Annotated in this window: 18 protein-coding genes and 4 pseudogenes; 6 read left to right on the forward strand and 16 right to left on the reverse strand. The window is 55.4% G+C overall.

The window, feature by feature from the left end; all coding sequences use genetic code 11:
- Nucleotides 1-155: 155 nt before the first annotated feature.
- The 9 genes and pseudogenes from FDY98_RS24355 to FDY98_RS24395 all read right to left on the reverse strand — a co-directional run bounded on the left by FDY98_RS24355 (nucleotide 156) and on the right by FDY98_RS24395 (nucleotide 7640).
- Nucleotides 156-1223: a peptidoglycan DD-metalloendopeptidase family protein gene (locus tag FDY98_RS24355; RefSeq protein WP_081742557.1), complete on the reverse strand. Its 1068-nt coding sequence runs from the start codon at nucleotides 1221-1223 to the stop codon at nucleotides 156-158.
- Between the two features lie 6 nt (nucleotides 1224-1229).
- Nucleotides 1230-2189, reverse strand: a complete 960-nt coding sequence (locus FDY98_RS24360; RefSeq protein ID WP_027958031.1) for a DUF368 domain-containing protein — start codon at nucleotides 2187-2189, stop codon at nucleotides 1230-1232.
- Nucleotides 2186-2863, reverse strand: a complete 678-nt coding sequence (locus FDY98_RS24365; RefSeq protein WP_022522357.1) for a protein-L-isoaspartate(D-aspartate) O-methyltransferase — start codon at nucleotides 2861-2863, stop codon at nucleotides 2186-2188. The genes FDY98_RS24360 and FDY98_RS24365 overlap by 4 nt, the downstream gene beginning before the upstream one ends.
- Nucleotides 2850-3595, reverse strand: a pseudogene (surE, locus tag FDY98_RS24370) (5'/3'-nucleotidase SurE). The gene FDY98_RS24365 and the pseudogene surE overlap by 14 nt, the downstream one beginning before the upstream one ends.
- Before the next feature lie 169 nt (nucleotides 3596-3764).
- A pseudogene (gene truD / locus FDY98_RS24375) lies at nucleotides 3765-4795 on the reverse strand (tRNA pseudouridine(13) synthase TruD).
- Nucleotides 4788-5276 (reverse strand): 2-C-methyl-D-erythritol 2,4-cyclodiphosphate synthase, encoded by a 489-nt coding sequence (gene ispF / locus FDY98_RS24380; protein ID WP_022522354.1) that lies wholly within the window; start codon nucleotides 5274-5276, stop codon nucleotides 4788-4790. Before ispF ends, truD begins: the two are co-directional and overlap by 8 nt.
- A 16-nt stretch (nucleotides 5277-5292) precedes the next feature.
- Nucleotides 5293-6000, reverse strand: a complete 708-nt coding sequence (gene ispD, locus FDY98_RS24385) for a 2-C-methyl-D-erythritol 4-phosphate cytidylyltransferase (protein ID WP_009287334.1) — start codon at nucleotides 5998-6000, stop codon at nucleotides 5293-5295.
- Nucleotides 5997-6335 (reverse strand): cell division protein FtsB, encoded by a 339-nt coding sequence (gene ftsB, locus FDY98_RS24390; RefSeq protein ID WP_022522352.1) that lies wholly within the window; start codon nucleotides 6333-6335, stop codon nucleotides 5997-5999. The genes ispD and ftsB overlap by 4 nt, the downstream gene beginning before the upstream one ends.
- A gap of 156 nt (nucleotides 6336-6491) precedes the next feature.
- A complete protein-coding gene (locus tag FDY98_RS24395; RefSeq protein WP_027958033.1) occupies nucleotides 6492-7640 on the reverse strand; it encodes a GNAT family N-acetyltransferase in 1149 nt (382 codons plus the stop codon).
- Between the two features lie 211 nt (nucleotides 7641-7851).
- Here FDY98_RS24395 and FDY98_RS24400 point away from each other — a divergent pair, with 211 nt between their 5' ends.
- Nucleotides 7852-9207 (forward strand): aldehyde dehydrogenase family protein, encoded by a 1356-nt coding sequence (locus FDY98_RS24400; RefSeq protein WP_027958034.1) that lies wholly within the window; start codon nucleotides 7852-7854, stop codon nucleotides 9205-9207.
- A gap of 214 nt (nucleotides 9208-9421) precedes the next feature.
- Complete coding sequence (locus FDY98_RS24405; protein WP_009287337.1) at nucleotides 9422-10285, forward strand: MurR/RpiR family transcriptional regulator; 864 nt, start codon at nucleotides 9422-9424, stop codon at nucleotides 10283-10285.
- Nucleotides 10286-10349: 64 nt separating this feature from the next.
- On the opposite strand, the gene FDY98_RS24410 is transcribed toward FDY98_RS24405, so the two are convergent.
- The gene (locus FDY98_RS24410; protein ID WP_027958035.1) at nucleotides 10350-10706 is read right to left on the reverse strand and encodes a RidA family protein; all 357 of its coding nucleotides are present in this window, start codon (nucleotides 10704-10706) and stop codon (nucleotides 10350-10352) included.
- Nucleotides 10707-10777: 71 nt separating this feature from the next.
- Nucleotides 10778-11263: an Lrp/AsnC family transcriptional regulator gene (locus tag FDY98_RS24415; protein WP_022522347.1), complete on the reverse strand. Its 486-nt coding sequence runs from the start codon at nucleotides 11261-11263 to the stop codon at nucleotides 10778-10780.
- A gap of 278 nt (nucleotides 11264-11541) precedes the next feature.
- On the opposite strand from FDY98_RS24415, the gene FDY98_RS24420 reads away from it, so the two are divergent.
- A complete protein-coding gene (locus tag FDY98_RS24420) occupies nucleotides 11542-13233 on the forward strand; it encodes a 2-isopropylmalate synthase (RefSeq protein WP_027958036.1) in 1692 nt (563 codons plus the stop codon).
- Between the two features lie 25 nt (nucleotides 13234-13258).
- Here the strand turns inward: FDY98_RS24420 and FDY98_RS24425 are convergent, their stop codons facing one another.
- Complete coding sequence (locus FDY98_RS24425; RefSeq protein WP_027958037.1) at nucleotides 13259-13600, reverse strand: TraR/DksA family transcriptional regulator; 342 nt, start codon at nucleotides 13598-13600, stop codon at nucleotides 13259-13261.
- Nucleotides 13601-13640: 40 nt separating this feature from the next.
- Complete coding sequence (locus FDY98_RS24430; protein ID WP_027958038.1) at nucleotides 13641-14495, reverse strand: universal stress protein; 855 nt, start codon at nucleotides 14493-14495, stop codon at nucleotides 13641-13643.
- 322 nt (nucleotides 14496-14817) lie between these two features.
- Here FDY98_RS24430 and FDY98_RS24435 point away from each other — a divergent pair, with 322 nt between their 5' ends.
- The 3 genes and pseudogenes from FDY98_RS24435 (at nucleotide 14818) to FDY98_RS24440 (ending at nucleotide 16604) form a co-directional block, all read left to right on the forward strand.
- A complete protein-coding gene (locus FDY98_RS24435) occupies nucleotides 14818-15219 on the forward strand; it encodes a fluoride efflux transporter FluC (RefSeq protein WP_027958039.1) in 402 nt (133 codons plus the stop codon).
- A pseudogene (locus FDY98_RS29100) lies at nucleotides 15216-15512 on the forward strand (fluoride efflux transporter FluC); the annotation flags it as partial. The gene FDY98_RS24435 and the pseudogene FDY98_RS29100, both read left to right, overlap by 4 nt.
- Nucleotides 15513-15647: 135 nt before the next feature.
- On the forward strand, nucleotides 15648-16604 hold the full coding sequence (locus tag FDY98_RS24440; protein WP_027958041.1) for an arsenic resistance protein: 957 nt from the start codon (nucleotides 15648-15650) through the stop codon (nucleotides 16602-16604).
- Between the two features lie 17 nt (nucleotides 16605-16621).
- Here FDY98_RS24440 and cfa read toward each other — a convergent pair whose 3' ends face one another.
- From cfa to FDY98_RS29875, 3 genes and pseudogenes are all read right to left on the reverse strand, one after another.
- Nucleotides 16622-17776, reverse strand: coding sequence for a cyclopropane fatty acyl phospholipid synthase (cfa, locus tag FDY98_RS24445; RefSeq protein WP_170834162.1), 1155 nt, complete (start codon nucleotides 17774-17776; stop codon nucleotides 16622-16624).
- A gap of 227 nt (nucleotides 17777-18003) precedes the next feature.
- Entirely contained in the window at nucleotides 18004-18861 is an 858-nt protein-coding gene (locus FDY98_RS24450) for a universal stress protein (protein ID WP_022522339.1), read from the reverse strand.
- Between the two features lie 19 nt (nucleotides 18862-18880).
- Nucleotides 18881-20505: pseudogene (locus FDY98_RS29875) on the reverse strand (SulP family inorganic anion transporter).
- Nucleotides 20506-20808 lie beyond the last annotated feature (303 nt).

Here is a 20808-nt window from a genome sequence, read left to right on the forward strand (position 1 = left end):
CTCGTTTGTCGCCTACCCGCCATTTAGAAAGTCAAAGGGTGCGTTCTAAGACGCACACCATATTGTTATGTGACGATTGTTATATGACGCTCGAATGCTGCGATTCGGGCAACGTCCAAGTTATGCGCTGACTGCTCACTATCCCGGTGAGTGCATTAGCGAGAAGGCAGGAAGTCCATGGGATCTTGCGGCTGCCCATCACGGCGAACTTCAAAGTGTAATCTGACGTTTTCAGCATCGCTATCTCCCATTGTGGCAATCACCTCACCAGCCTCTACTACGTCATTTTCACTGACCCGTAAGCTGTCGTTATGAGCATACGCGCTCAGGAACTGATCGTTGTGCTTGAGAAGGATGAGGTTGCCGTACCCCCTGACGCCACTGCCCGCATAAACCACAATGCCGGGGCCTGCTGCTTTAACAGGTTGCCCCTTTTCACCAGCGATATCAATCCCGGCGGTGATGCTATCACCCTGACCAAATGCCCCGACCACATTACCATCGGCAGGCCACTGCCAGTCGATGTTTTCGGCGGGCGTATAGGTACGCGATGAACGGTCTACGCTGGCACTTTGTGTGGCAGACGCTGCTTCAGGCTGTGGTTCGGGCTCAGATTCGGGCTGCGGTGCCGGCGCTTGCTGTGGCTCAGCTTGTTCGGGTTCTGATGATGGCTGTGGTTCAGGTTGCTCGGCGGGCTCAGGCTCAGCCGCCGCGACGACTTCAGGCTGAGGTGTTGAGGACGATTCATCAGCCTCTTGCTCTGCTGCATTGCGTTCAGCGGTAAGGCGCTGGTTGCGTTGAATCGCGGATTCATCGGGCAGTAGCCAATCCAACTCCTGGTCGTCGCTGGCCACTGAGGCCGTCTGTGGGCTCAGCCCGGTCGCCACTGCGCCACTTGAGGTATTCGTCGTGGGCTGGTTACTGGCCGTTGATGCCGACCCAGCGCCTTCACGCAGGGCAATCGTTTGCCCTGGCCGAATTTGGTAGGGCGGATCAATGTTATTGATTGCCGCGAGCTGGCGATAATCCAAATTGTGCTGCCAAGCAATGCCATACAAAGTATCACCCGCTTTCACCGTGTACTGGGGCGAGTTTTCCACCGCCTGGCGTGCTTGGCTTAAATCGCGCACCTGGGGGCTTCCGCCTTGCTGGCTGGCACAGCCAGCAATGGCTAATGCCAGCGCCGACATCATGAGTACTTTAGGTATATGACCTTTACGCATTCAAACCTACTCCTTTTCAGCGCCAAGCTGGGTATCGATTGGCCGACGATCTGCATGTCGGTTGAGTAACACGACAATGAGGGCACCCACGGCCATTAGCGCAACAACACCGGCCACTTGTGCCGAAGCGCCGGTCAATACGGCATAGTCAGCGGGCAATAAATAGCGGTACTCCAGAGGAATCATTTGCCCTTCTGGCCCGATTTGGTAGCGTAACAGCTCGCGCCATGGCCAGAGAACCGGCAGCGAACCGGCAATAAACCCCAATAGCAGTTGCATCGTTGGGGTATGGTGACGCCGTAACAGCCAGGACAGAAGTCGTGAAAACAGCGCTAAGCCGACTACGCAGCCCATGCCAAACAGCACGATAATGCCCAGATCCAAACTGCGAATTGCACCCATAATGGTGCCGTAGAGGCCCATAGTCAGCAATAGAAAGCTACCTGACACGCCCGGTAACAGCATGGCGCTAATCGCGATGCAGCCTGCCACCATGACTACCAGCGCTTCATTACCAATTAATAACACCAGCGGCATCATGCCCGGTAACGCCTGGGCGAGCACTAGCCCCACCAGTAGCGGCAATAGATACCAAAGCTTCCAGCCGCTACTCGCCTGCCCGACCACCAGAGCAGAGGCTGCCACCAGGCCAAAAAAGAAGCCATCCAGCAGCAACGGGTGCGCTTCCATCAACCAGAGCGCTAAATGCGCTACGCTAAACAGGCTAACCGCAACCCCCGCCAATAGCGGCACCAGAAAGGCGAGATTCAAATGGTTGCTAAGAGCCCGCCAGCCACCGCGGTGCCAAGCGCCGATGGCACCGGGGCCAAACTGTTTGATCGTATTGATCAGCTCTTCATAGATACCGCTAATAAATGCAATCGTTCCTCCCGACACGCCAGGCACTGCGTCGGCGGCGCCCATCCCTGCGCCTCGTAAAAATATTCCCAAGGGTTGCCGCTTCAATCCACTACTCCTTGCAGTAAGGGTACAAAACGCACGGGCTCAAGCCGACGTTTTTCAAAGGCACTGCCAATGCGCTTTACTTGAGTAAGCCACTGGTTGCCATCGGGCTCTTCCAACGGAGCAATCAGCACCCCGTCGTGGCTCAATTGCTCTAGTAGCGGTGTGGGTAGCGTCTGGGCACAGGCGGTTAGCAAAATAACGTCAAACGGCGCAACGTCTGGCCAACCATAGCCGCCGTCCGCCACCGCCAGTCTGGCAGGTGCTGCTAGCCGTCTTAACCGCTCCGCCGCACGCTCGTGTAGCGCACTGATGCGCTCAATGGAGTAGAGCTCTTCGACCAAGCGCGACAGTATTAACGTCTGATAGCCAGACCCTGTCCCCAGTTCCAATACCCTGCGCGGCTCGGCGCGCAACACAAGCTCCGTCATGCGCGCCACGATGAACGGCTGCGACAGCGTTTGGCTAAAGCCAATCGGTAGCGCGGTATCTTCGTAAGCGCGATGGGCCAGCGCTTCATCAACAAATAGATGACGCGGCTCTCTGGCCATGACTTCCAGCACCCGGGCATCGCTGATGCCCTGCTGCATGAGGCGCTCGACCATGCGGTCACGAGTACGCTGGGAGGTCATGCCGCGACCGCGCAGCTCTCCTGGAGAGATATCAGGCAAAAACATCCAACCATTCCTGCACATCGTTAAGCGCGGGGTGCCGCGTTAGGTCTGTTTGTAAGGGAGTAATCGACACATAGCCCGCCTCGACGGCAGCAAAATCGGTATCATCACCGTCATCGGCATTGGCCGCTACCGGCGCAATCCAGTAGCGCGTACGCCCCCGCGGGTCTTTTACCGCTAACGGTTTCTCGGCTGGCCCACGATAGCCTAAGCGAGTCACTTTTACGCCTTTAACCTCCTCCCAGGGCACATCGGGCACATTGACATTCAGCAGCGTTCTCGGCGGCAGAGAGAGCTGATCAGCAGCACCAATCAAAGTGGCAGCGACCCTGGCAGCGGTGGCGAAATGACGCTCGCCACACAGCGACATGGCAATCGCCGTCATACCTAAATTACGCCCCTCCATCGCCGCCGCGACAGTGCCTGAATAGAGCACGTCATCGCCCAGATTACTGCCGTGATTGATGCCGGGATGACTAAATCGGGTTTTTCATCCCATACGCCGTGAACGCCCAAATAAACGCAGTCCGCGGGAGTACCATCGACGCTATAAAAGCCGTTATCCAGAGGCGTCAACGAGAGAGGCCGTGACAGAGTAAGTGAGTTGCTAGCACCACTGCGGTCTCGATCAGGCGCCACTACGCGAATATTGGCATGGGCCAACAGCGCATCGTGCAACGCACGCAGTCCGGGCGCGTACACACCATCATCATTGGAAAGCAGCAGTCGCCGCATAGTGGGTCTCCCTGTTCTTAACCACAAAAGTTATAAGCACAAGAGTCGTAAGCCAAGAGTGATAGCCACAAGAGACGTGAGCGCAAAAGCATATGCACGAAACGCGGCCGCTCATATCCCTCTCTTTTACTAACTTTTCTGTATGCTAATCTCAAATCTAATAGCTAAATCAGTTCGCTAACATCAGCTCACCCAGCACAGCGGTGGCAAAGCTGCCCCGCGGCAGCGAAAACGAAAGCCGGACAGCACCTGACTCCCAAGCATACTGGGGTTCCAGCAGCCGCATACGAAGTGCACGGCGTGCCTGCTTTACTCCGCTGCGTTGTAAGCCACTGCATAGCCCAGGGTAGTGCTCCAGCAAACGGGCTTCATAGCCAGCGGCGTCGCCCTGGTCAGCTTCACCAACGCCCCAAAGCACCCCAGTGGGATGCACATCCAGTTCAGCGGCGCGGGCCTGAAGCGTATGGTCGGAGGCGTCGATACGAAACACACTTTGGGTGCCGTCCAGCATCAATGTGTCTCCCGCCAGCGGCTGCGACCAGGTGCCATCCGCAATGCGCGCGCTGAGCAGTTCGTTAAACAAAAAACTGCGCGCAGTGGAGAGCATCATACCCTGGCGATCGTCGCGTTTTCGCCAACCTCGGTTAAGTAATGCTTCGGCACGCTGAAGATTACGTCCTTCGGGCCCAAAGCGCTGGGGGCCAAAATAGTTAGGCACGCCATGCTGACAAAGGGCTTCCCAGCGGCTGACAAAATCTTCGCTTTCAATGGCCTCACCGCTAAGGCGCAATACAAAACGGTTAGTGCGGTGAACGCCACGCTTCAGCTTACGTGGGTGGCGCGCCTGCTCAACGACAGTGATCCCCAGCGCATTAAGCGACTGCTCAAGCTCCGTGGGCGCGTCGCGGCCGGGCAGATGCACGCTCAGCCACTGGCGCGTGACGGCAATGCGGTCTTTCATGCCAGAGTAACCGATATCACGGGGCGTTACGCCACAAAGCCGACTTAATGTATTGACGACATCTAACGTGGTTTGATTGCGCTTTTCAACTCGCAGCCACAAATGTTCCCCGTGTGCTTCAGGGTGAAATCCAGCTGCTCATCGACCCAAAAATCTTCCGGCTGGGCACGGTACTGGCCCGGTTTGGGAGAGCCAAATTGAGCATCGAGACAGCGCTGCCACTCAGGCATATTAATCATTAAGCGCCTCAGCACGGTTAAGCAGCACCACCGCCTCCGCGGCGATACCTTCACCGCGCCCGGTGAAACCTAATCGTTCGGTGGTGGTGGCTTTAACGTTGACTTGACCAAGCGCGACGCCTAGATCGGCAGCAATGACTTCTCGCATTGCCTCGATATGCGGTGCCATTTTAGGTGCTTGAGCCATTAGCGTGGCGTCGATATTGACCACCCCATAGCCTTGACCTTGAGTCAGCGTGACTACATGACGCAGCAGCTCGCGACTATCAGCCCCCGCCCACGCCGGGTCAGTATCGGGGAAGTGGCGGCCAATATCGCCCAGCGCACAGGCGCCCAACAGTGCATCACTAATCGCGTGAAGCAGCACATCGCCGTCGGAGTGGGCCACAAAGCCGTGTTCAAACGGCAGCTTAACGCCGCCGATCATTAAATGATCGCCGGGGCCGAAACGGTGTACATCAAATCCGTGGCCGATACGCATTATAAGCTCCTAGTGATTAAAGCCTGTCAGGCGTGTTAACGGTTTGTGCCGCCATAATCGCGGCTGCCAGCGCCAAGTCATCCGGGTGGGTAATTTTCAGGTTGTCGCGCCGTCCGCTTACCAACTGTGGGCATTCGCCCAAGGCTTCAACCGCCGAGGCTTCATCGGTTACCAAGGTTCGTTGCTGGCGGGCGGTTTCTAAGGCTCGCCGAAGTAGCGCATAGCGAAACCCTTGGGGCGTTAGCGCGTGCCACAAGTCATCCCGCGGTTCGGTTCGCGCGCTTTGGCACTGATCATCGGCACGCTTCATGGTATCCGCCACCGGCATCGCCAAAAGCGCGCCTGCGGGGTGGGTCGCGGCGGCTTGGTACAGCGCCTGGAGATCGCTCACGGTAATACAGGGGCGGGCCACATCATGCACCATCACTACGTCATTATCATCGGCGGCCATCGCGTGCAGGGCATTTAAGACGCTGTCCATTCGCTCATCGCCCCCGGTCACGCGCTGCCAGACAGTAAAAGGCACCCAGCGGGGCGAGAACCAGCGGTCGTCGGCATCTAAACAGAGCACCAAGCGAGCGCTAGGAAAGGCGCTATGAAGGCGTGCCAAAGTATGCGCCAACACCGGCTGCTCATCGGCCAAGGTTAAGTACTGTTTGGGCTTATCGGCCCCCATACGGCGCCCTTGACCCGCCGCGGGCACAATTAACCAGGTTTGGCTCACTGTGGCGGCTCCTGGGGAGCGACCAGACCTGCATTAATACCGATAAGCTCCTTCTCAATCGCTACACCAGGCACCCAGAAGAACTGCTCGTCGGTGCGCACCATGCCCATATCGCTACGTGCCCGCTCCTCAATGGCGTCTAAACCGTTTTTTAAATCCGTCACTTCGGCCGCCAGCCGCGCATTGCGCTCGCGCATGGGCACATTGGCCGCCTCTTGCACCGCGACCCGCTGCTCCACTTGCTGCAAATCGTGCCAGCCACCGTTGCCTAACCACAGCTCGTACTGAAGCAGCGCCAAGACAGCGAGCAATGTCATCACTAACCATTTACGCATCACGGCACTCCTTGGAAATATCGGCTGGATTTTATTCAAAGCCCTGGTTTGATCAAAAGCGGCGTTGATACACTAAAGAGTGCTTATCGGCGCGCATTATGCCATTAAGGGGCAGCACCAGCGAGCCGCACGTCGTTATAATGACAGCTTAAATAACTACTTAAATGGCAGCGCTTGATGGGCCGCATCGCGGTAGGCGCTGACATGCTCGCCCTCTTCATGACAAAACTGGGCAACACCTGCGGCAAGCCCAGGGTGGCTAATATAGTGCAGCGAACGCACACGCTGGGGCGCAAACCCGCGTACCAGCTTGTGCTCGCCCTGGGTGCCCGGATCAAACAGCGTTAAGCCGCGCTGCAAACAGTACTCGATACCCTGGTAGTAACATGCCTCAAAATGCAGGCAATCGGCGACGACTTCACTCCCCCAGTAGCGCCCATAGAGCGTGCTACTGCCACGAAAATAGAGTGCTGACGCCACCGGGCGCCCTTCAACGTAAGCCTGCACCAGCACCAGCGCCTCTGGCATGGTTTGGCGCAGGCGCTCAAAAAAGTCATAGTTTAAGTAAGGCGGCCTGCCGCGCTCATGGTAGGTAATTGCATAGCAGCGATAGAAATGCACCATGTCCGCTGATGTAATTGCATCACCCTCAAGGTGCGCTACCTGTAGCCCCTGCTCGGCGACCAAGCGACGCTCGCGCTTGATCATCTTGCGCCGTTTCGATGTCATGCTGGCTAGAAAGCCCTCAAAATCGCCGAAGCCGCGATCACGCCACTGAAACTGTACGCCTTCACGCGTAATAAGCTCAGGACACTGCGCCTGCCAGGCGGTGACATCGGCCTCGTCGGCAAATAGCAAGTGCCAGCTAGACAGACCGAGACTTTCACACTGCTCGCGCCAGGCGCCGGCCAGCAGCCCACGGACGGCGCGGGCATCGACATGCCTGGCGATTAACGTGCGCGCGCCAGGCACTGGCGTAAACGGTACCGCACTGAGGGCTTTTGGATAGTAGCGACCACCGGAACGCTCTAGCGCTTCCGCCCAACCCCAATCAAACACATACTCACCGTAAGAGTGGTGCTTGCGGTACATCGGCAGCGCCGCTACCAACTGCTCGCCTTGCCATACACTCAGATGGCACGGTTCCCAGCCCGTGGCCTCACTGACCGAGCCGCTTGCCTCCAGGGCGTGTAAAAACGCGTGACGCAAAAAGGGCTGATCATTATCGACCAGCGAATCCCACTGGCTTGCCGTAACGGCCTCAATGGTGGGTAGAATGGTGATCGATAGTGGGGGTAACGGCATAGCACCTTCCCGAACGTGTGGGGGCTAAAAGGTCACTTTACACTAACTGTTTATATAAACCGTTTACACTAACCACCTACATCGATGTCTAAATCAACTGGCTAAATCAACGAGCTATGCCATCGGGCTATGCCAACGAAAGCAGATACGGCTATTGAACTGCAGTATTTAACGTTAACGCCACGCCGGTAACGGCATATGAGGAGAGTCCATGACGCGCGATATGACGGGTGACTTTCAAACGCAGCGCCACGCTGTCGATCAAATGCCCTACCCGACGCTAACGGTGCGTCGTGACCGGCTGGCCCGCCTCGCGCGTATGACCAAGCATCACCAGCTTGAGATTATCCGCGCGATTCAAACGGATTTTGGTCAGCGCAGCGAGGTGGAAATACGCATGGCTGAAATCAGCGCGGTGCTCCACGCCATTCGCCATGCCAGACTGCATCTATGGCGCTGGATGCGCCCTTGGTCGGTCAGCATGCCGTGGCGATTGATGCCTGCCCGGGCACGCATCGCGCCGCAGCCGCTGGGCGTTGTCGGCGTGATGTCACCCTGGAATTACCCCTGGAGTTTGGCGCTAATGCCGATAGTGGATGCATTTGCTGCGGGCAATGTGGTGATGCTTAAACCCAGCGAGCACTCCCCCGCTACCAGCGCCCTACTGCAGCGACTGGTGCCGCAATACTTCACCCCTGAAGAACTCAAGGTAGTAGAAGGCGATGTAGAGGTGGCGCGTCGTTTTAGCAGTTTGCCGTTCGATCACCTAGTGTTCACCGGCTCCAGCGCGGTAGGTCGGCAAGTGGCCCAAGCAGCCGCGGCGAATTTGACCCCAACGACGCTTGAACTGGGCGGCAAGTCGCCCGCCATCGTGGCAGGCGATGCGGATTTCGACAAAGCGGCAGCAGATATTATTTTTGGAAAAGGCATGAACGGCGGGCAAACCTGTATCGCCCCCGACTACGTGCTGGTTGAGAGCCGCCATATTAATGCCTTGGTTAAAGCGTTGAGCGAGGCTATCCAACGGCAGCGCCCCGACGATCATGCGGCCACCCACGCGATTAACGCGGCCCACCAGCAGCGGCTAGATGCCATGCTGCAAGAAGCCCAAGACCACGGCTGCAGAGTCATCGATCACGGCACTCATGCCCCAGCGCTGATTATCGACCCCCACCAGGGGCTACAGGTGATGCGCGAAGAGATTTTTGGCCGCTGCCTACCGATAATTGGCATTAGCGATATGTCGGCTGCAATACGTTATGTGAATGCCCGCCCTCACCCGCTGGCACTGTATGCCTTCACACATGATAAGGGCTTACAGCAGCAGTTGCTGCAAACGACACGCTCTGGCGCACTGGTGTTTAATGCCACGCTGCTTCATCACGCCGTTCCTTCACTGCCCTTTGGCGGCGTCGGCGAGAGTGGCATGGGCGCCTACCATGGCCGTCACGGCTTTGAGCGTTTTAGCCACTTACGCAGCGTTTTTTATCAATCAAAACGCACCTCGAGCCACTTGCTTTATCCACCTTATCGGCGCTGGTTAATGAAATTGTTAGGAGTCGGTTAAAGCTTAAGAACTGATGATCGTTTGCTAATAACAAATTTTCACAATGCCCTTATGATATATTTCACATACGCTCTACGTTGGAATTATCTACAAAGCCCACGTAAGCACAGCAGAAACTGCCCTGAGCATTTGCAACAGCTTACTGAAACTCGTGGGAAAACTTTTGTAAGCATAGGAAATTTGCTGCTTTCCATACACGACACGGAGACCGTTAATGGCTCATGACTTACTTGACCGCTTACGCGAACGTTTAGAAGAACTCAACCGATCGGAGCGTAAAGTCGCCAATGTAATTCTTGAAGACCCAACGGTCGCCACCAGCCTAAGCATTGCCAGCCTGGCCCAGGCAGCTAGCGTCAGCGAACCCACGGTTAACCGGTTTTGCCGTAACTTTGGCGCCAAGGGCTATCCCGATTTTAAAATCAAATTGGCCCAGAGCTTAGCTGGCGGCACACCCTATGTGACCCGCGCAGTGGAGCCTGGCGACTCCGCCACCCAATACACCCACAAAATCTTTGGCGCCACCATCGCTGCCCTCGATGAAGCCCAACGCGACATCGATATGGGTGCTGTCGAGCGCATGGTCGACTACCTTACCCAGGCCAAGCAGATCCATATTTTTGGCTTGGGTGCCTCTGGCGCGGTGGCCCAGGATGCCCAGCACAAGTTCTTCCGCTTCAACCTGCCGGTGATGGCCTACATTGATGTGCTGATGCAGCGTATGGTCGCCGCCGCTTGCCATACGGGGGATGTGGTGGTGATTATCTCCTACACCGGGCGCACCCGGGAGCTGGTGGATATCGCCCGTTTGGCGAGGGATGCAGGGGCCGTCGTTCTTGGTATAACCGCGCCCAACTCGCCACTGGCCAACGAATGCACCGCCACCCTGGACGTCGCTACCCCCGAAGACACCGACCACTACATGCCGATGACCTCGCGGGTAATTCAATTAACGCTGATTGATGCGCTGGCCACTGGGGTAACCTTGAGGCGTGGTGAAGACTTCTTACCCCACCTCAAGAAAATCAAAGACAGCCTGCGCGACACCCGCTTTCCGGTAGAAAAGCCCGGTAAGTGAATGATAAATAGCAAGTGAATGGAAAATAGTGAGGGGTGAATGGTGAGTAGCGAATAGAAAGCAGTTAGCTCACTGCGGCAGTCACCGTAATTTCCACTTTAAGCTCATCGGCGGGCATGGGCGCGCAGACGCAGGTGCGCGCCGGTGCGTAGCCTGCGGGCATCCAGGCATCCCATACCCCGTTCATAGCGGCAAAGTCACTGCCCTCTTTCAGGTAGATCGTCGCGCTAAGCAGCTGCTCACGGCTTGAACCAATCTCTTTCAGTAGCGCATCCACCCGCGCCAGCATACTTTCCGTTTGGGCAGTAATGTCGCCCTCGCGGGCCTCCGAGCCAGCCACTTGGCCGCACAAATAGGCCACGCCCTGGTGAATCACCGCACGGCTCATGCGGGCTTTTGTATCGTGGCGTTGAATGGTCATAGGGAAAACTCCTAGTGGGTTTAAGAAAAGCAGTCTAAACCGCTTGGCTTATCCTTGACTATGCCTTCTTATCAAAGCCGATCCGTAGGTACCGGCCGATGCTCAAAGACCCGCCGCAGCACAAAGCTGGTATGCGCGCCGGTAACACCCTCGATGCGGTTAATCACATGCAACAGCAGGTGTTGGTAGTCATCCATGTCCCGCACCAGGATTTTGAGCTGAAAATCCGCCGCCTGACCGGTAATGATCAGGCACTCGATAACGTTGGGTATCTCACGAATATGGCGCTCAAAATTATCGAAGCGCTCCGGCGTATGCTGATCCATGGAAATATGCAGCAGCGCCATTAACTGATAGCCCAGTTGGCGGGAATCGACCTCCGCACGGTAGCGCAGTATTAGGCCGTGCTCCTCCAGAGCCCGCACCCGGCGCAAGCAGGGCGAAGGCGAAAGCCCGATTCGATCAGCCAACTCCTGATTACTGATGCGCCCCTCCTGCTGCACAATATCCAGAATATGGCGATCAAATCGATCAAGCGACAGCGGCATTACGGCCATAGAAAGCAGCTCCTACCAATAAAAGAGAATTATGCGATATTTAATGTCAATTATTGGCGATAACACTACATTTTCGCAATAACCTTTCGTCGCTCTCCGCATACACTATGTCAAGTACGAGATAGCTAGTAAAAGATAGTCCAGTAAGAGATAGCTCAGTACCACAAGAGTCGTTGCCACAAGCAGCCCCTTAAAGTGCCTCACCCTGGCACTGCAGCAATGCGGCATACGCCACAAGCGGCCGCTTTTAACAACTCACCGCCTTTAGGAAACTCACCATGTCTGCTTTTGATCATCGCAAATATCGCCCTGCGCCCCGCGTACCTGCCTTCAATCGCCAATGGCCAGATCGTGACCTGGATCATGCCCCGATCTGGGTGAGCGAAGACCTACGCGACGGCAATCAGGCGCTGCTTGAGCCGATGACCGTTGAGCAAAAGCAACGCTTCTGGCAGCAGATCGTTAAAGTGGGCATTAAAGAAGTCATGGTAGGCTTTCCTTCGGCCAGCCAGCCCGACTACGACTTCGTGCGTTGGCTGATCGAAGAGAATCAAATTCCCGATGACGTCACCATAGCGGTACTAGTGCAGTGCCGTGAACACCTGATTGAGAAGACCTTTGCCTCGCTGGTGGGTGCCAAGCGCGCCATTGTTCACCTATATAATTCCACCTCCACCATTCAGCGCGAGCGGGTGTTTGAGATGGATCGTGCCGGGATTGTCGATATTGCGGTACAAGGGGCCACCTGGGTCAAAACCTACGCCGACCAATACCCCGATATTGAGTGGTGTTTCGAGTACACCCCGGAAAGTTTCTCCAGCACCGAGATCGATTTTTCGCTGGAAATCTGCGAAGCGGTGATGGATGTGTGGCAGCCGACGCCAGAGAATAAATGCATTCTCAACCTGCCCACCACGGTGGAAGTGGCCGGGCCGCACCATCACGCCGATCAGATTGAGTACTTTTGCCAGCACATTAGCCGCCGCGACAGCGTGATTATCTCGGTGCACACCCACAATGACCGCGGTGGTGCGGTAGCCTCTGCTGAACTCGCCCTGCTGGCCGGCGCCGAGCGGGTAGAAGGCACCCTGCTGGGCAATGGCGAGCGCACGGGCAATATGGATATCGTCACCCTGGCGATGAATCTCTACAGCCAGGGCATCGATCCTGAACTGGATCTATCCAACCCTGATGAAATCATTCAGGTGGTCAACGAGTGCACCGGTATCGCTATACACCCGCGTCACCCCTGGGTGGGCGAGATGGTCTACACCGCTTTCTCGGGCAGCCACCAGGATGCGATTCGTAAATCCCTCAAGCACCAAAAACCCGACGAGCCTTGGCAAGTGGCTTATCTGCCCATCGACCCCCATGATATCGGCCGCGATTATCAGGCGGTAATTCGCGTCAATAGTCAGTCCGGCAAGGGCGGTATGGCTTTCCTGCTTGAGCGGGATTACGGCATTAACCTGCCGCGCTGGATGATGCTGGCTTTGGCCCCCTTTGTTCAGCAAGAGAGCGAGCGGCGCGCCAGCGAACTCTCCAGTGAAATGATTCGCCAGGTGATGTTCGACAATTTCACCCAGGAAGCGCCCCTATCTCTTGTGGATTATCAGCTCTCCAAAGGCCAGCAGGAAGGCATTGAGCTGACGCTGAAACAGGGTGACGAAACGCTGCGCCTTTCTGGCAAGGGCAACGGCGCGATGTCGGCATTTACCGATGCGTGGCAACGCCACTCCGGCAGCAGTGTAGGGATTATCGATTACAGCGAGCATTCGCTGGGTGCCAGCAGTGAAGCCAATGCCATCGCCTTCGTTCAGCTCAATATCGATGGCCAACGGCTTTGCGCAGTGGCCGAAGATAGCGACACCGTGAGTGCATCGCTCAAGGCACTGTTGTCAGGTATTAACGCAACGATTAATCCTGGTCAGACAACTGAGCAGCAGCAAGAAGCTGCCGCCGAAGCGTAAACGGCTTGGCTCTAAGGAGCAGGGTCTAATCAGCACACTCAATACACTTCAGCACTAATGGGTCCCAGGTGAGGCGTTTGGCCCCAATCCATTCGCCGCACTCTATACACTCACCAAAGCTTTCACTCTCAATGCGTTGCAGGGCAGCGGCAATCTGCTTCAGCTTTAGCTGACGTCGCTGCTCGCCTGCTTTGGCCATCGCTTGCCCTTGCATTGCATCCATACGCGACAGCCGACCTACCGACGTTTGATCCAGCATCACCGTATCCCGGGACTCTTCACTGCTGGCGCTCTCCTCGCGGAGCGTGGCGTCAAGAGCAAGTAATTTCTCACGGATAACGACTATATCCACCTCAGGGTGATTCATCTGCAACTCTCATCCCGGCTGAGCCATAAAAGTGCAGCAATCAGCGCAAAATCAGCACCGGCAACTGGGCATTACGCAACATTGTGGTGGTAGTACTGCCGACCAGCAGATGACGGATCCGCGAGTGGCCGTAGGCGCCCATCACCAGCATGTCGATATCATGCTCTTGCTTATAGCTACGCAGCGTCTCTTCCACCTCGCCCGCGCGTATCGCCCCTTCGGCGGTGTGCCCGGCCTCGCGTAAGGTTTCCAGCGCCCAGTTCAGTTGCGAGCGGTTTTCAGCGGTTTCCGCGCCCACAATCACCACGTGGCAGGTAGCGCCCTCAAACAGCGGACTTTTGGCCAGCATTTCCACGCCTTTACGGGCCGTTTTACTGCCGTCAAACGCCATCATCACATTGTGCGGTTGAGTAAACTCTTTCGGCACCATGAGAATCGGGCGATGCATTTCCCGCACCACGCGCTCTAGGTTGGAACCTAAATGACCACTGGCTTGGTGCGCCGTCTCGCCCCGCTTGCCCACCACTAACAGCCTTACATCTTTTTCATTCTCGACCAGGGTTTCCACCAGAGTGCCGTTGCGCTGCAAACACTGCGGGTCGGCAATACCGGCGTTGGTCGCGCGCTCCTTGGCGGCGTCGAGTAGCAGGCGGCCCCGCTCGCGGGAGACTTTGGCATGCTGCTCTTCAATAGCTGACAGCTTTTCCAGCAGGTGCTCTCTAGTACCTAGTCCCAGGTTACCGGTTAAATCCGGCTCAGCTACTTGGGCATGGTTATCCACGGTATGAATAAAACTGAGCGGAGCATCCAGGGCTTGGGCGGCCCAAGCCGCATAATCACACACGCCTTCTGAAAACTGAGAACTATCAATAGCTGCCAACACGCGATCTGACATGAGGTACTTCTCCTTGAGCATCAACATTATTTTTATATTCTCACCCTTTTCTACACGAACTCATTGACCCGCGACACCCTAGGCTTTGTTCGAAAACTGCCTACGCTCGCCTATACGGCGTTAAAAATCATCTCAAAATGCTCATTTACACCCCGTAAATTCGCACGCGAATCCGATCCTTTTTTCGTTGATTTTTGCCTTGTCTAGCCTTCGCTCGCCGACTTTTCGTACAAACCCTAAAACGTTCTTACGTGCTTCGGACGCTATAAAACGCACATGCTAAACTTAGCGGCCTATTGAAGTTGGCGACTCGGAGGAAAGCATGGGGCATGGCTTAACAAGCGTACTGTTAGTCGCACTAGGCGGCGCGCTGGGCGGGATGGGACGATTTGCGGTTTCAAATCTACTTGCCCGCTATCTCGGCAAGGCCTTCCCCTGGGGAACCCTGGCGGTTAACGCCAGCGGAGCCTTTCTAGCGGGCTGGCTGCTCGGCAGCCTAGGTATCGCTAGCGCCCCCTCTTCTGTATGGCTGTTCACCGTCGGAGGTGTGTTAGGTGGCTACACCACTGTCTCCTCTTTTAGCTTGCAGACCATTGAGCTATGGCAGGGCGGCCAGCAACTCCGCGCAGGCATTAATGTGGGCACCACGCTGCTGCTTGGTTTAGTCATGGTCACCCTGGGCTGGTTGTTATCAGGGGCTTCTCTGTCAGGAGCGACCTTATGAGCGCCTGGAAGGCTTACCTTGCGGTAGGTGTCGGTAGCGGCGTGGGCAGCGCGCTGCGCTACGGCGTTTCGCTATTATCCCAGGCAGCACTAGGGGGCTATTTCCCCTGGGGAACACTCATTGTTAACGTACTGGGTTCGTGCTTAATCGGTTGGTTGGCCGCCACCCTCTCGCGCTCCCCCCACAGCCAGCTAGCGCGTTTTCAGCCATTATTGGTGGCCGGTTTTTGCGGCGGTTTTACCACCTTTTCGCTATTTAGCTTAGAGACGCTACATCTGGTGCAGTTAGGCCGCCCGGGGATTGCGCTGGTTTACATTGTGGTTAGCCTTCCCCTTTGGCTGGGCGCTGCCGTGGTGGTGAGCGCATGGCGCTTTTTCGTTAGCAAAACAGCCCCGATTGCAAAACCGTTAGCGACAGGATGTGCCAGCATGCGCGATCAGATGGAAAAGCATCAGTCTTGGCTCTACCTGATTTTCATTGGCTTAGGCCTAACGTTAGGCATCAGAGCACCGCAATTCGCTGAGCCGCTAGCGCATTTTTTATGGCCGCTGTTAGCGGTGCTGCTTTACGCCACCTTTACGCAAATTCCTTTGCTGCATATTGCCCGAAGCTTCGCTGACACACGCTTTATGGCCGCGTTGATGGTCGGTAACTTTATTGCCATTCCAGCCTTTTTAGCCCTTACCGTTATTTGGCTACCACTCTCCCCCGCCGTGCTGGCAGGCGTTTTACTGGTACTGCTGGTGCCCTGCACCGATTGGTTTATCACCTTCACGCATTTAGGCAAGGGCGATAGCGCTCGGGCCGTTGCCGCCGCCCCACTACTGCTGCTGGTGCAGTTAGTCGCGTTACCCATTTATTTGTGGCTGTTCCTGGGCAGTGAGTGGTTTCAGCTAACGCTCTCTAAAGAACTATTGAGCGCTTTTGCAGGGCTTATTCTCACGCCTTTAGCACTCGCCTGGTTAACCGAGTACATAGCCCAGCGTCACAAGGCAGTTAAACGCACCGTGTATTACCTGGGAATACTGCCAGTGCCCTTACTGGCCTTAGTGGTGTTTATGATCGCCGCTTCCCAGGTCAACACTGTGTTCGGCCTTAGCCAAGTGTTGGTTCAGGTGGTGTTTATTTTTATTGGTTTTTTACTCTTTGCAGCTCTATTGGGTAAGGGGCTTGGCAAGTTGTTTAAGCTACCCACCGCCAGCGCTAGAACGCTAGCGTTTAGCTTTGGTACACGTAACTCTTTTATGATGTTGCCCATCGCCCTGACGCTACCCAGCGCTTGGCAGGCGGCGGTTGTGGTGGTGGTGTTTCAATCACTGGTAGAGCTATTTGGTATGGTGACACTCTTACGCTGGGTGCCCAATAAGCTACTGCCAGATCCCTAGTTTGTGTTAGATAGCGATTAGCTAACGCGGGAATAACCGCCCAGTACCCCCTGCTTACTCATCACCAGTTGCCAAAGATGAATTTCTCTGGCTCGGAAAGCACCGGCGCAACTCAGCAGGTAGTAGCGCCACATGCGATAGAAACGCTCGCCATACTGGCTTTCGAATGTGGGCCAGTGCCTCTCGAAATTATTGTGCCATGCCATCAGAGTACGGTCGTAATCAGCCCCAAAGTTATGCACATCCTCCACCACAAACAGTGCTTCGGCGGCATCAGCTATTTGCCCCAAGGTGGGCAGTTCGCCATTGGGGAAAATATATTTATCAATCCAGGGGTCAGTCACCGTGTTGCTCAAGTTTTTGCCGATGGTATGTAGCAAAAACAGGCCGTCATCCTTTAAGCAGCGGTTAACCACGTTCATATACTCGCGATAATTTTTATGCCCCACATGCTCAAACATGCCGATGCTGACAATACGGTCAAACTGCTCGCTTTCATTGCGGTAATCCTGCAGTCGAAACTCTACCGGCAAGCCCTTTTTGATCAATCGTTGCCCAAACTCCGCTTGCTCTTTGGAGATAGTCAGGCCCACGCACTCAACACCATAGTGCTCAGCCGCGTAGGCCATGAAGCTTCCCCAGCCGCAGCCAATATCCAGCACGCGCATGCCTGGCTTTAATTGCAATTTACGGCAGACGAGATCGAGCTTGGCTTCCTGGGCCTCGTCCAGGGTTTTGGCATCTTTCCAGTAGCCGCAGGTGTAGGTCATGCGCTGATCGAGCATGGCCGCGTAGAAGTCATTACCCAGATCGTAATGCTTTTCGCCCACTTCCCAGGCACGCTTCACCGTTTGCCGATTCAGCAGGCGCGAACGCAGAGAGTGATAAATCAATTGAGTGGGCTTGATACGCTGCCCGAGCTGGGCACGCATTAAGCGGTAAAACAGCTCATCAAGCCGATCGGCGTTCCAGTCCCCCTTCATGTAGCTTTCGCCAAACCCAAGATTGCCTCGCGAAAGAGCGCTATCAATAACGCCGGGGGCATTCAATTGGATATCCCAGGGGCGGTGCCCGTCGAAATGAATATCGGCTTGGGCCAGTAGCTCAGCAACAAAACGGTGGGAAGTAGAGGCTTCGTCGAAGCCAACAGGCTTTTTTTCCAACATAGGCATGTTCACAGCAGGCTCCTTACGCTATTCCAGTGGGTGAATAGGTTACAACCTGACTACTAGCATAGAAGCGCATGGCAACATTAGCATCATTTGATGGAGATCATTTATGCACTGCAGAGACTAAAAAGCCGGCTCACTCAAGAAAGAGGGCCGGCTGCGAAGGTAATACGCAAAGCGAGCTAAACGGTTATGCGCTGCTGCTTTTTTGAGTTTTAGCTTATTGAGCCCTAGCGCAAAATCAGCACCGGTATGCGGCTACCACGTAGCATAGCCGTTGTGGTGCTACCTACCAGCAAGTGGCGAATACGCGAGTGCCCATAAGCGCCCATCACCAGCAGGTCAATACCATGCTCTTTTTCGTAAGCTTGCAGGGCTTCATCTACCTCGCCTGCACGAATGGCGCCTTCGGCTTGGTGGCCCGCATCGCGCAATATGCCTAACGCCCACTCAAGCTCGGAACGGCGTTCAGCCGTTTCCGCACCCACGATCAGCACATGGCACTCAGTGCCAGCAAAAAGCGGCGAACGAGCCAGCATCTCGACGCCTTTACGGGCGGTTTTGCTGCCGTCAAAGGCCATCAATATCTTTTCAGGTCGCTTGAAGGTTTTCGGCACCATCAGGATCGGACGGTGCAATTCACGCGCCACCCGTTCAAGGTTAGAGCCAAGGTGGCCACTGGCCTGGTGGGCGGTTTCACCGCGCTTACCCACCACCAGCAACCGTATGTCTTCCTCAAGCTCTAACAAGCTTTCCACCAGGGTGCCATTGCGTTGGCGCGTGGTGGGGTTGCTGACTCCATCATCGATAGCGCGCTCTTTAGCTGCTTCCAGCATGAGCTTGCCATGCTCGCGATTCACTTTAGCGCGCTGCTCATCAAGCTCGGACAGCTCTTTCATCAGCCTTTCGCGGGCACCGAAACGCAGGTTGCCGGAAAGGTTCTGCTCTTCGGGTACTGCTGAGTGGTTGTCGACCACATGCACAAAGGTTAACGGTGCATCCATAGCCAAGCTTGCCCAGGCAGCATAATCGCAGACGCCTTCAGAAAACTGGGAGCCGTCAATAGCGGCTAATACTTGATCTGTCATGTCGCTCTCCTTGCGTTGGTTAGTGGCCGCCCATCAGCTTTTCAACCGCTTCGGGGTCGTTGTGTACCGCATAGCGATCCACGACCGTCGCACTGGCCTCGCTCAAGCCCACAAGCTCTACCTCGGTACCTTCACGGCGGAATTTAATCACCACGCGATCCAGCGCCTGCACGGCCGTCACATCCCAAAAATGCGCACGAGAAAGATCAATCGTCACTTTCTCGATACTTTCCTTAAGATCAAAAGCGGCCGTGAAACGCTCAGAAGAGGCGAAGAACACTTGGCCGACCACCTGATATTCACGCTGCTTACCGACTTCCACTTCTTTTGAACCAACGTAGAGAATGTTGCCCACTTTATTAGCAAAGAATAGCGCTGCTAGCAGCACGCCTACAAAAACACCAATCGCTAAGTTATGTGTACTGACGGTAACTGCAACTGTTGCCAGCATGACAATATTGGTGCTTATCGGATGCTTTTTAAGATCACGAATCGACTCCCAGCTAAAGGTACCGATCGACACCATAATCATTACCGCCACCAGCGCCGCCATTGGAATTTGCGAAACCCAATCGGCTAAAAAGACCACCATCATCAGTAGTACGACACCCGCTATCAGCGTTGAAAGGCGCGTACGGCCACCCGATTTAATGTTGATTACCGATTGACCGATCATCGCGCACCCTGCCATGCCCCCCATAAGGCCCGAGCCGATGTTGGCCACGCCCTGGCCCTTGCACTCGCGGTTCTTGTCACTGGGAGTACCGGTCAAGTCATCCACGATGGTCGCGGTCATCATGGACTCCAGAAGGCCCACCACACACAGCATCAGCGCATAAGGCAGAATGATCATTAGCGTATCGAGATTCAGCGGTACATTGGGCCAGAGGAATACCGGTAGCGTATCCGGAAGCTCGCCCATATCGCCCACGGTGCGAATATCCATGCCAAAAGCTGAAGCAACGCCAGTCATTAAAACGATACACAATAGAGGCGACGGGATCTCAAGGTTACGCACCCAGCGCGAAAAAACACTTGCACAAGCGATCCCGATGATGGCTACACCATACCCCCAGCGGAAATCAAAACCACCAACTGCCAATGCAAAACCCAAGACCAGAAGATAAACTCCAACGCCCGGAAGGTAATTCTACTTAGCCACGGGGCACCATATATGACGCCTAGTCCAGCCGCCGTTATGGCGTATACGTGCCAGGTGACGTTGGTCAGCTCCGGCAGCTGGGCCATGAAGATCAGAATCGCCAGGGCGTTGACAAAGCCCGTCACCACCGAGCGCGACACGAAGCGCATCAGCTCGGCCATGCGCATATACCCGGCGACAATCTGAAACACCCCGGTAAGCAGTGTTGCCGCCAGCAGATATTCAAGCCCATGCTCTCTCACCAGCGTCACCATCAGTAACGCCATAGCCCCCGTCGCTGCCGAAATCATGCCGGTGCGGCCACCAGTGAACGCAATGACCACAGCGATACAGAAGGAAGCGTAAAGACCAACTTTAGGGTCAACGCCTGCAATGATTGAAAAAGCAATCGCTTCGGGAATCAGTGCAAGGGCGACAACGATTCCCGAGAGCGTGTCGCCTTTAATGTTGGAAAACCACTCTTGCTTGGTATAGAGAGACATTCAGGAAGTCCATGGCTGGAGGTTAAGATTTTACAAACTCTCGACGCGGCGCATCAGCACACACAAGACGTGCGGCGTCAAACCAATGAGTCAGTGCTGGAGCAACCTAGGGTGCGGCCGACAGTAGCATGCTGCAACGCCATGACAACGCAATTAACGAGGCCAGACGTTTTCTTGAGGAGGGGGAAAACCTAGGGCGGAGTCATCAGCCCTGAAATAGGTAGTTTCTGGAATAAACGTGAAAAGATCATTACCGTTATGCCTTGCTGTAAGAAGAACGCAAAGTTAAAGCGTGGCGCTATA

The organism is Halomonas sp. PA16-9 (genome assembly GCF_009728585.1).
GTDB classification, from domain to species: domain Bacteria; phylum Pseudomonadota; class Gammaproteobacteria; order Pseudomonadales; family Halomonadaceae; genus Vreelandella; species Vreelandella titanicae.

Excerpts from the sequence above, each read along its gene's own strand:
- FDY98_RS24355 (WP_081742557.1), bottom strand. The coding sequence starts at position 1,223 with ATGCGTAAAGGTCATATACCTAAAGTACTCATGATGTCGGCGCTGGCA.
- FDY98_RS24365 (WP_022522357.1), bottom strand. The coding sequence starts at position 2,863 with ATGTTTTTGCCTGATATCTCTCCAGGAGAGCTGCGCGGTCGCGGCATG.
- ispF (WP_022522354.1), bottom strand. The coding sequence starts at position 5,276 with ATGCGTATCGGCCACGGATTTGATGTACACCGTTTCGGCCCCGGCGAT.
- ftsB (WP_022522352.1), bottom strand. The coding sequence starts at position 6,335 with ATGCGTAAATGGTTAGTGATGACATTGCTCGCTGTCTTGGCGCTGCTT.
- FDY98_RS24395 (WP_027958033.1), bottom strand. The coding sequence starts at position 7,640 with ATGCCGTTACCCCCACTATCGATCACCATTCTACCCACCATTGAGGCC.
- FDY98_RS24400 (WP_027958034.1), top strand. The coding sequence starts at position 7,852 with ATGACGCGCGATATGACGGGTGACTTTCAAACGCAGCGCCACGCTGTC.
- FDY98_RS24405 (WP_009287337.1), top strand. The coding sequence starts at position 9,422 with ATGGCTCATGACTTACTTGACCGCTTACGCGAACGTTTAGAAGAACTC.
- FDY98_RS24410 (WP_027958035.1), bottom strand. The coding sequence starts at position 10,706 with ATGACCATTCAACGCCACGATACAAAAGCCCGCATGAGCCGTGCGGTG.
- FDY98_RS24415 (WP_022522347.1), bottom strand. The coding sequence starts at position 11,263 with ATGGCCGTAATGCCGCTGTCGCTTGATCGATTTGATCGCCATATTCTG.
- FDY98_RS24420 (WP_027958036.1), top strand. The coding sequence starts at position 11,542 with ATGTCTGCTTTTGATCATCGCAAATATCGCCCTGCGCCCCGCGTACCT.
- FDY98_RS24425 (WP_027958037.1), bottom strand. The coding sequence starts at position 13,600 with ATGAATCACCCTGAGGTGGATATAGTCGTTATCCGTGAGAAATTACTT.
- FDY98_RS24430 (WP_027958038.1), bottom strand. The coding sequence starts at position 14,495 with ATGTCAGATCGCGTGTTGGCAGCTATTGATAGTTCTCAGTTTTCAGAA.
- FDY98_RS24435 (WP_027958039.1), top strand. The coding sequence starts at position 14,818 with ATGGGGCATGGCTTAACAAGCGTACTGTTAGTCGCACTAGGCGGCGCG.
- FDY98_RS24440 (WP_027958041.1), top strand. The coding sequence starts at position 15,648 with ATGCGCGATCAGATGGAAAAGCATCAGTCTTGGCTCTACCTGATTTTC.
- cfa (WP_170834162.1), bottom strand. The coding sequence starts at position 17,776 with ATGCCTATGTTGGAAAAAAAGCCTGTTGGCTTCGACGAAGCCTCTACT.
- FDY98_RS24450 (WP_022522339.1), bottom strand. The coding sequence starts at position 18,861 with ATGACAGATCAAGTATTAGCCGCTATTGACGGCTCCCAGTTTTCTGAA.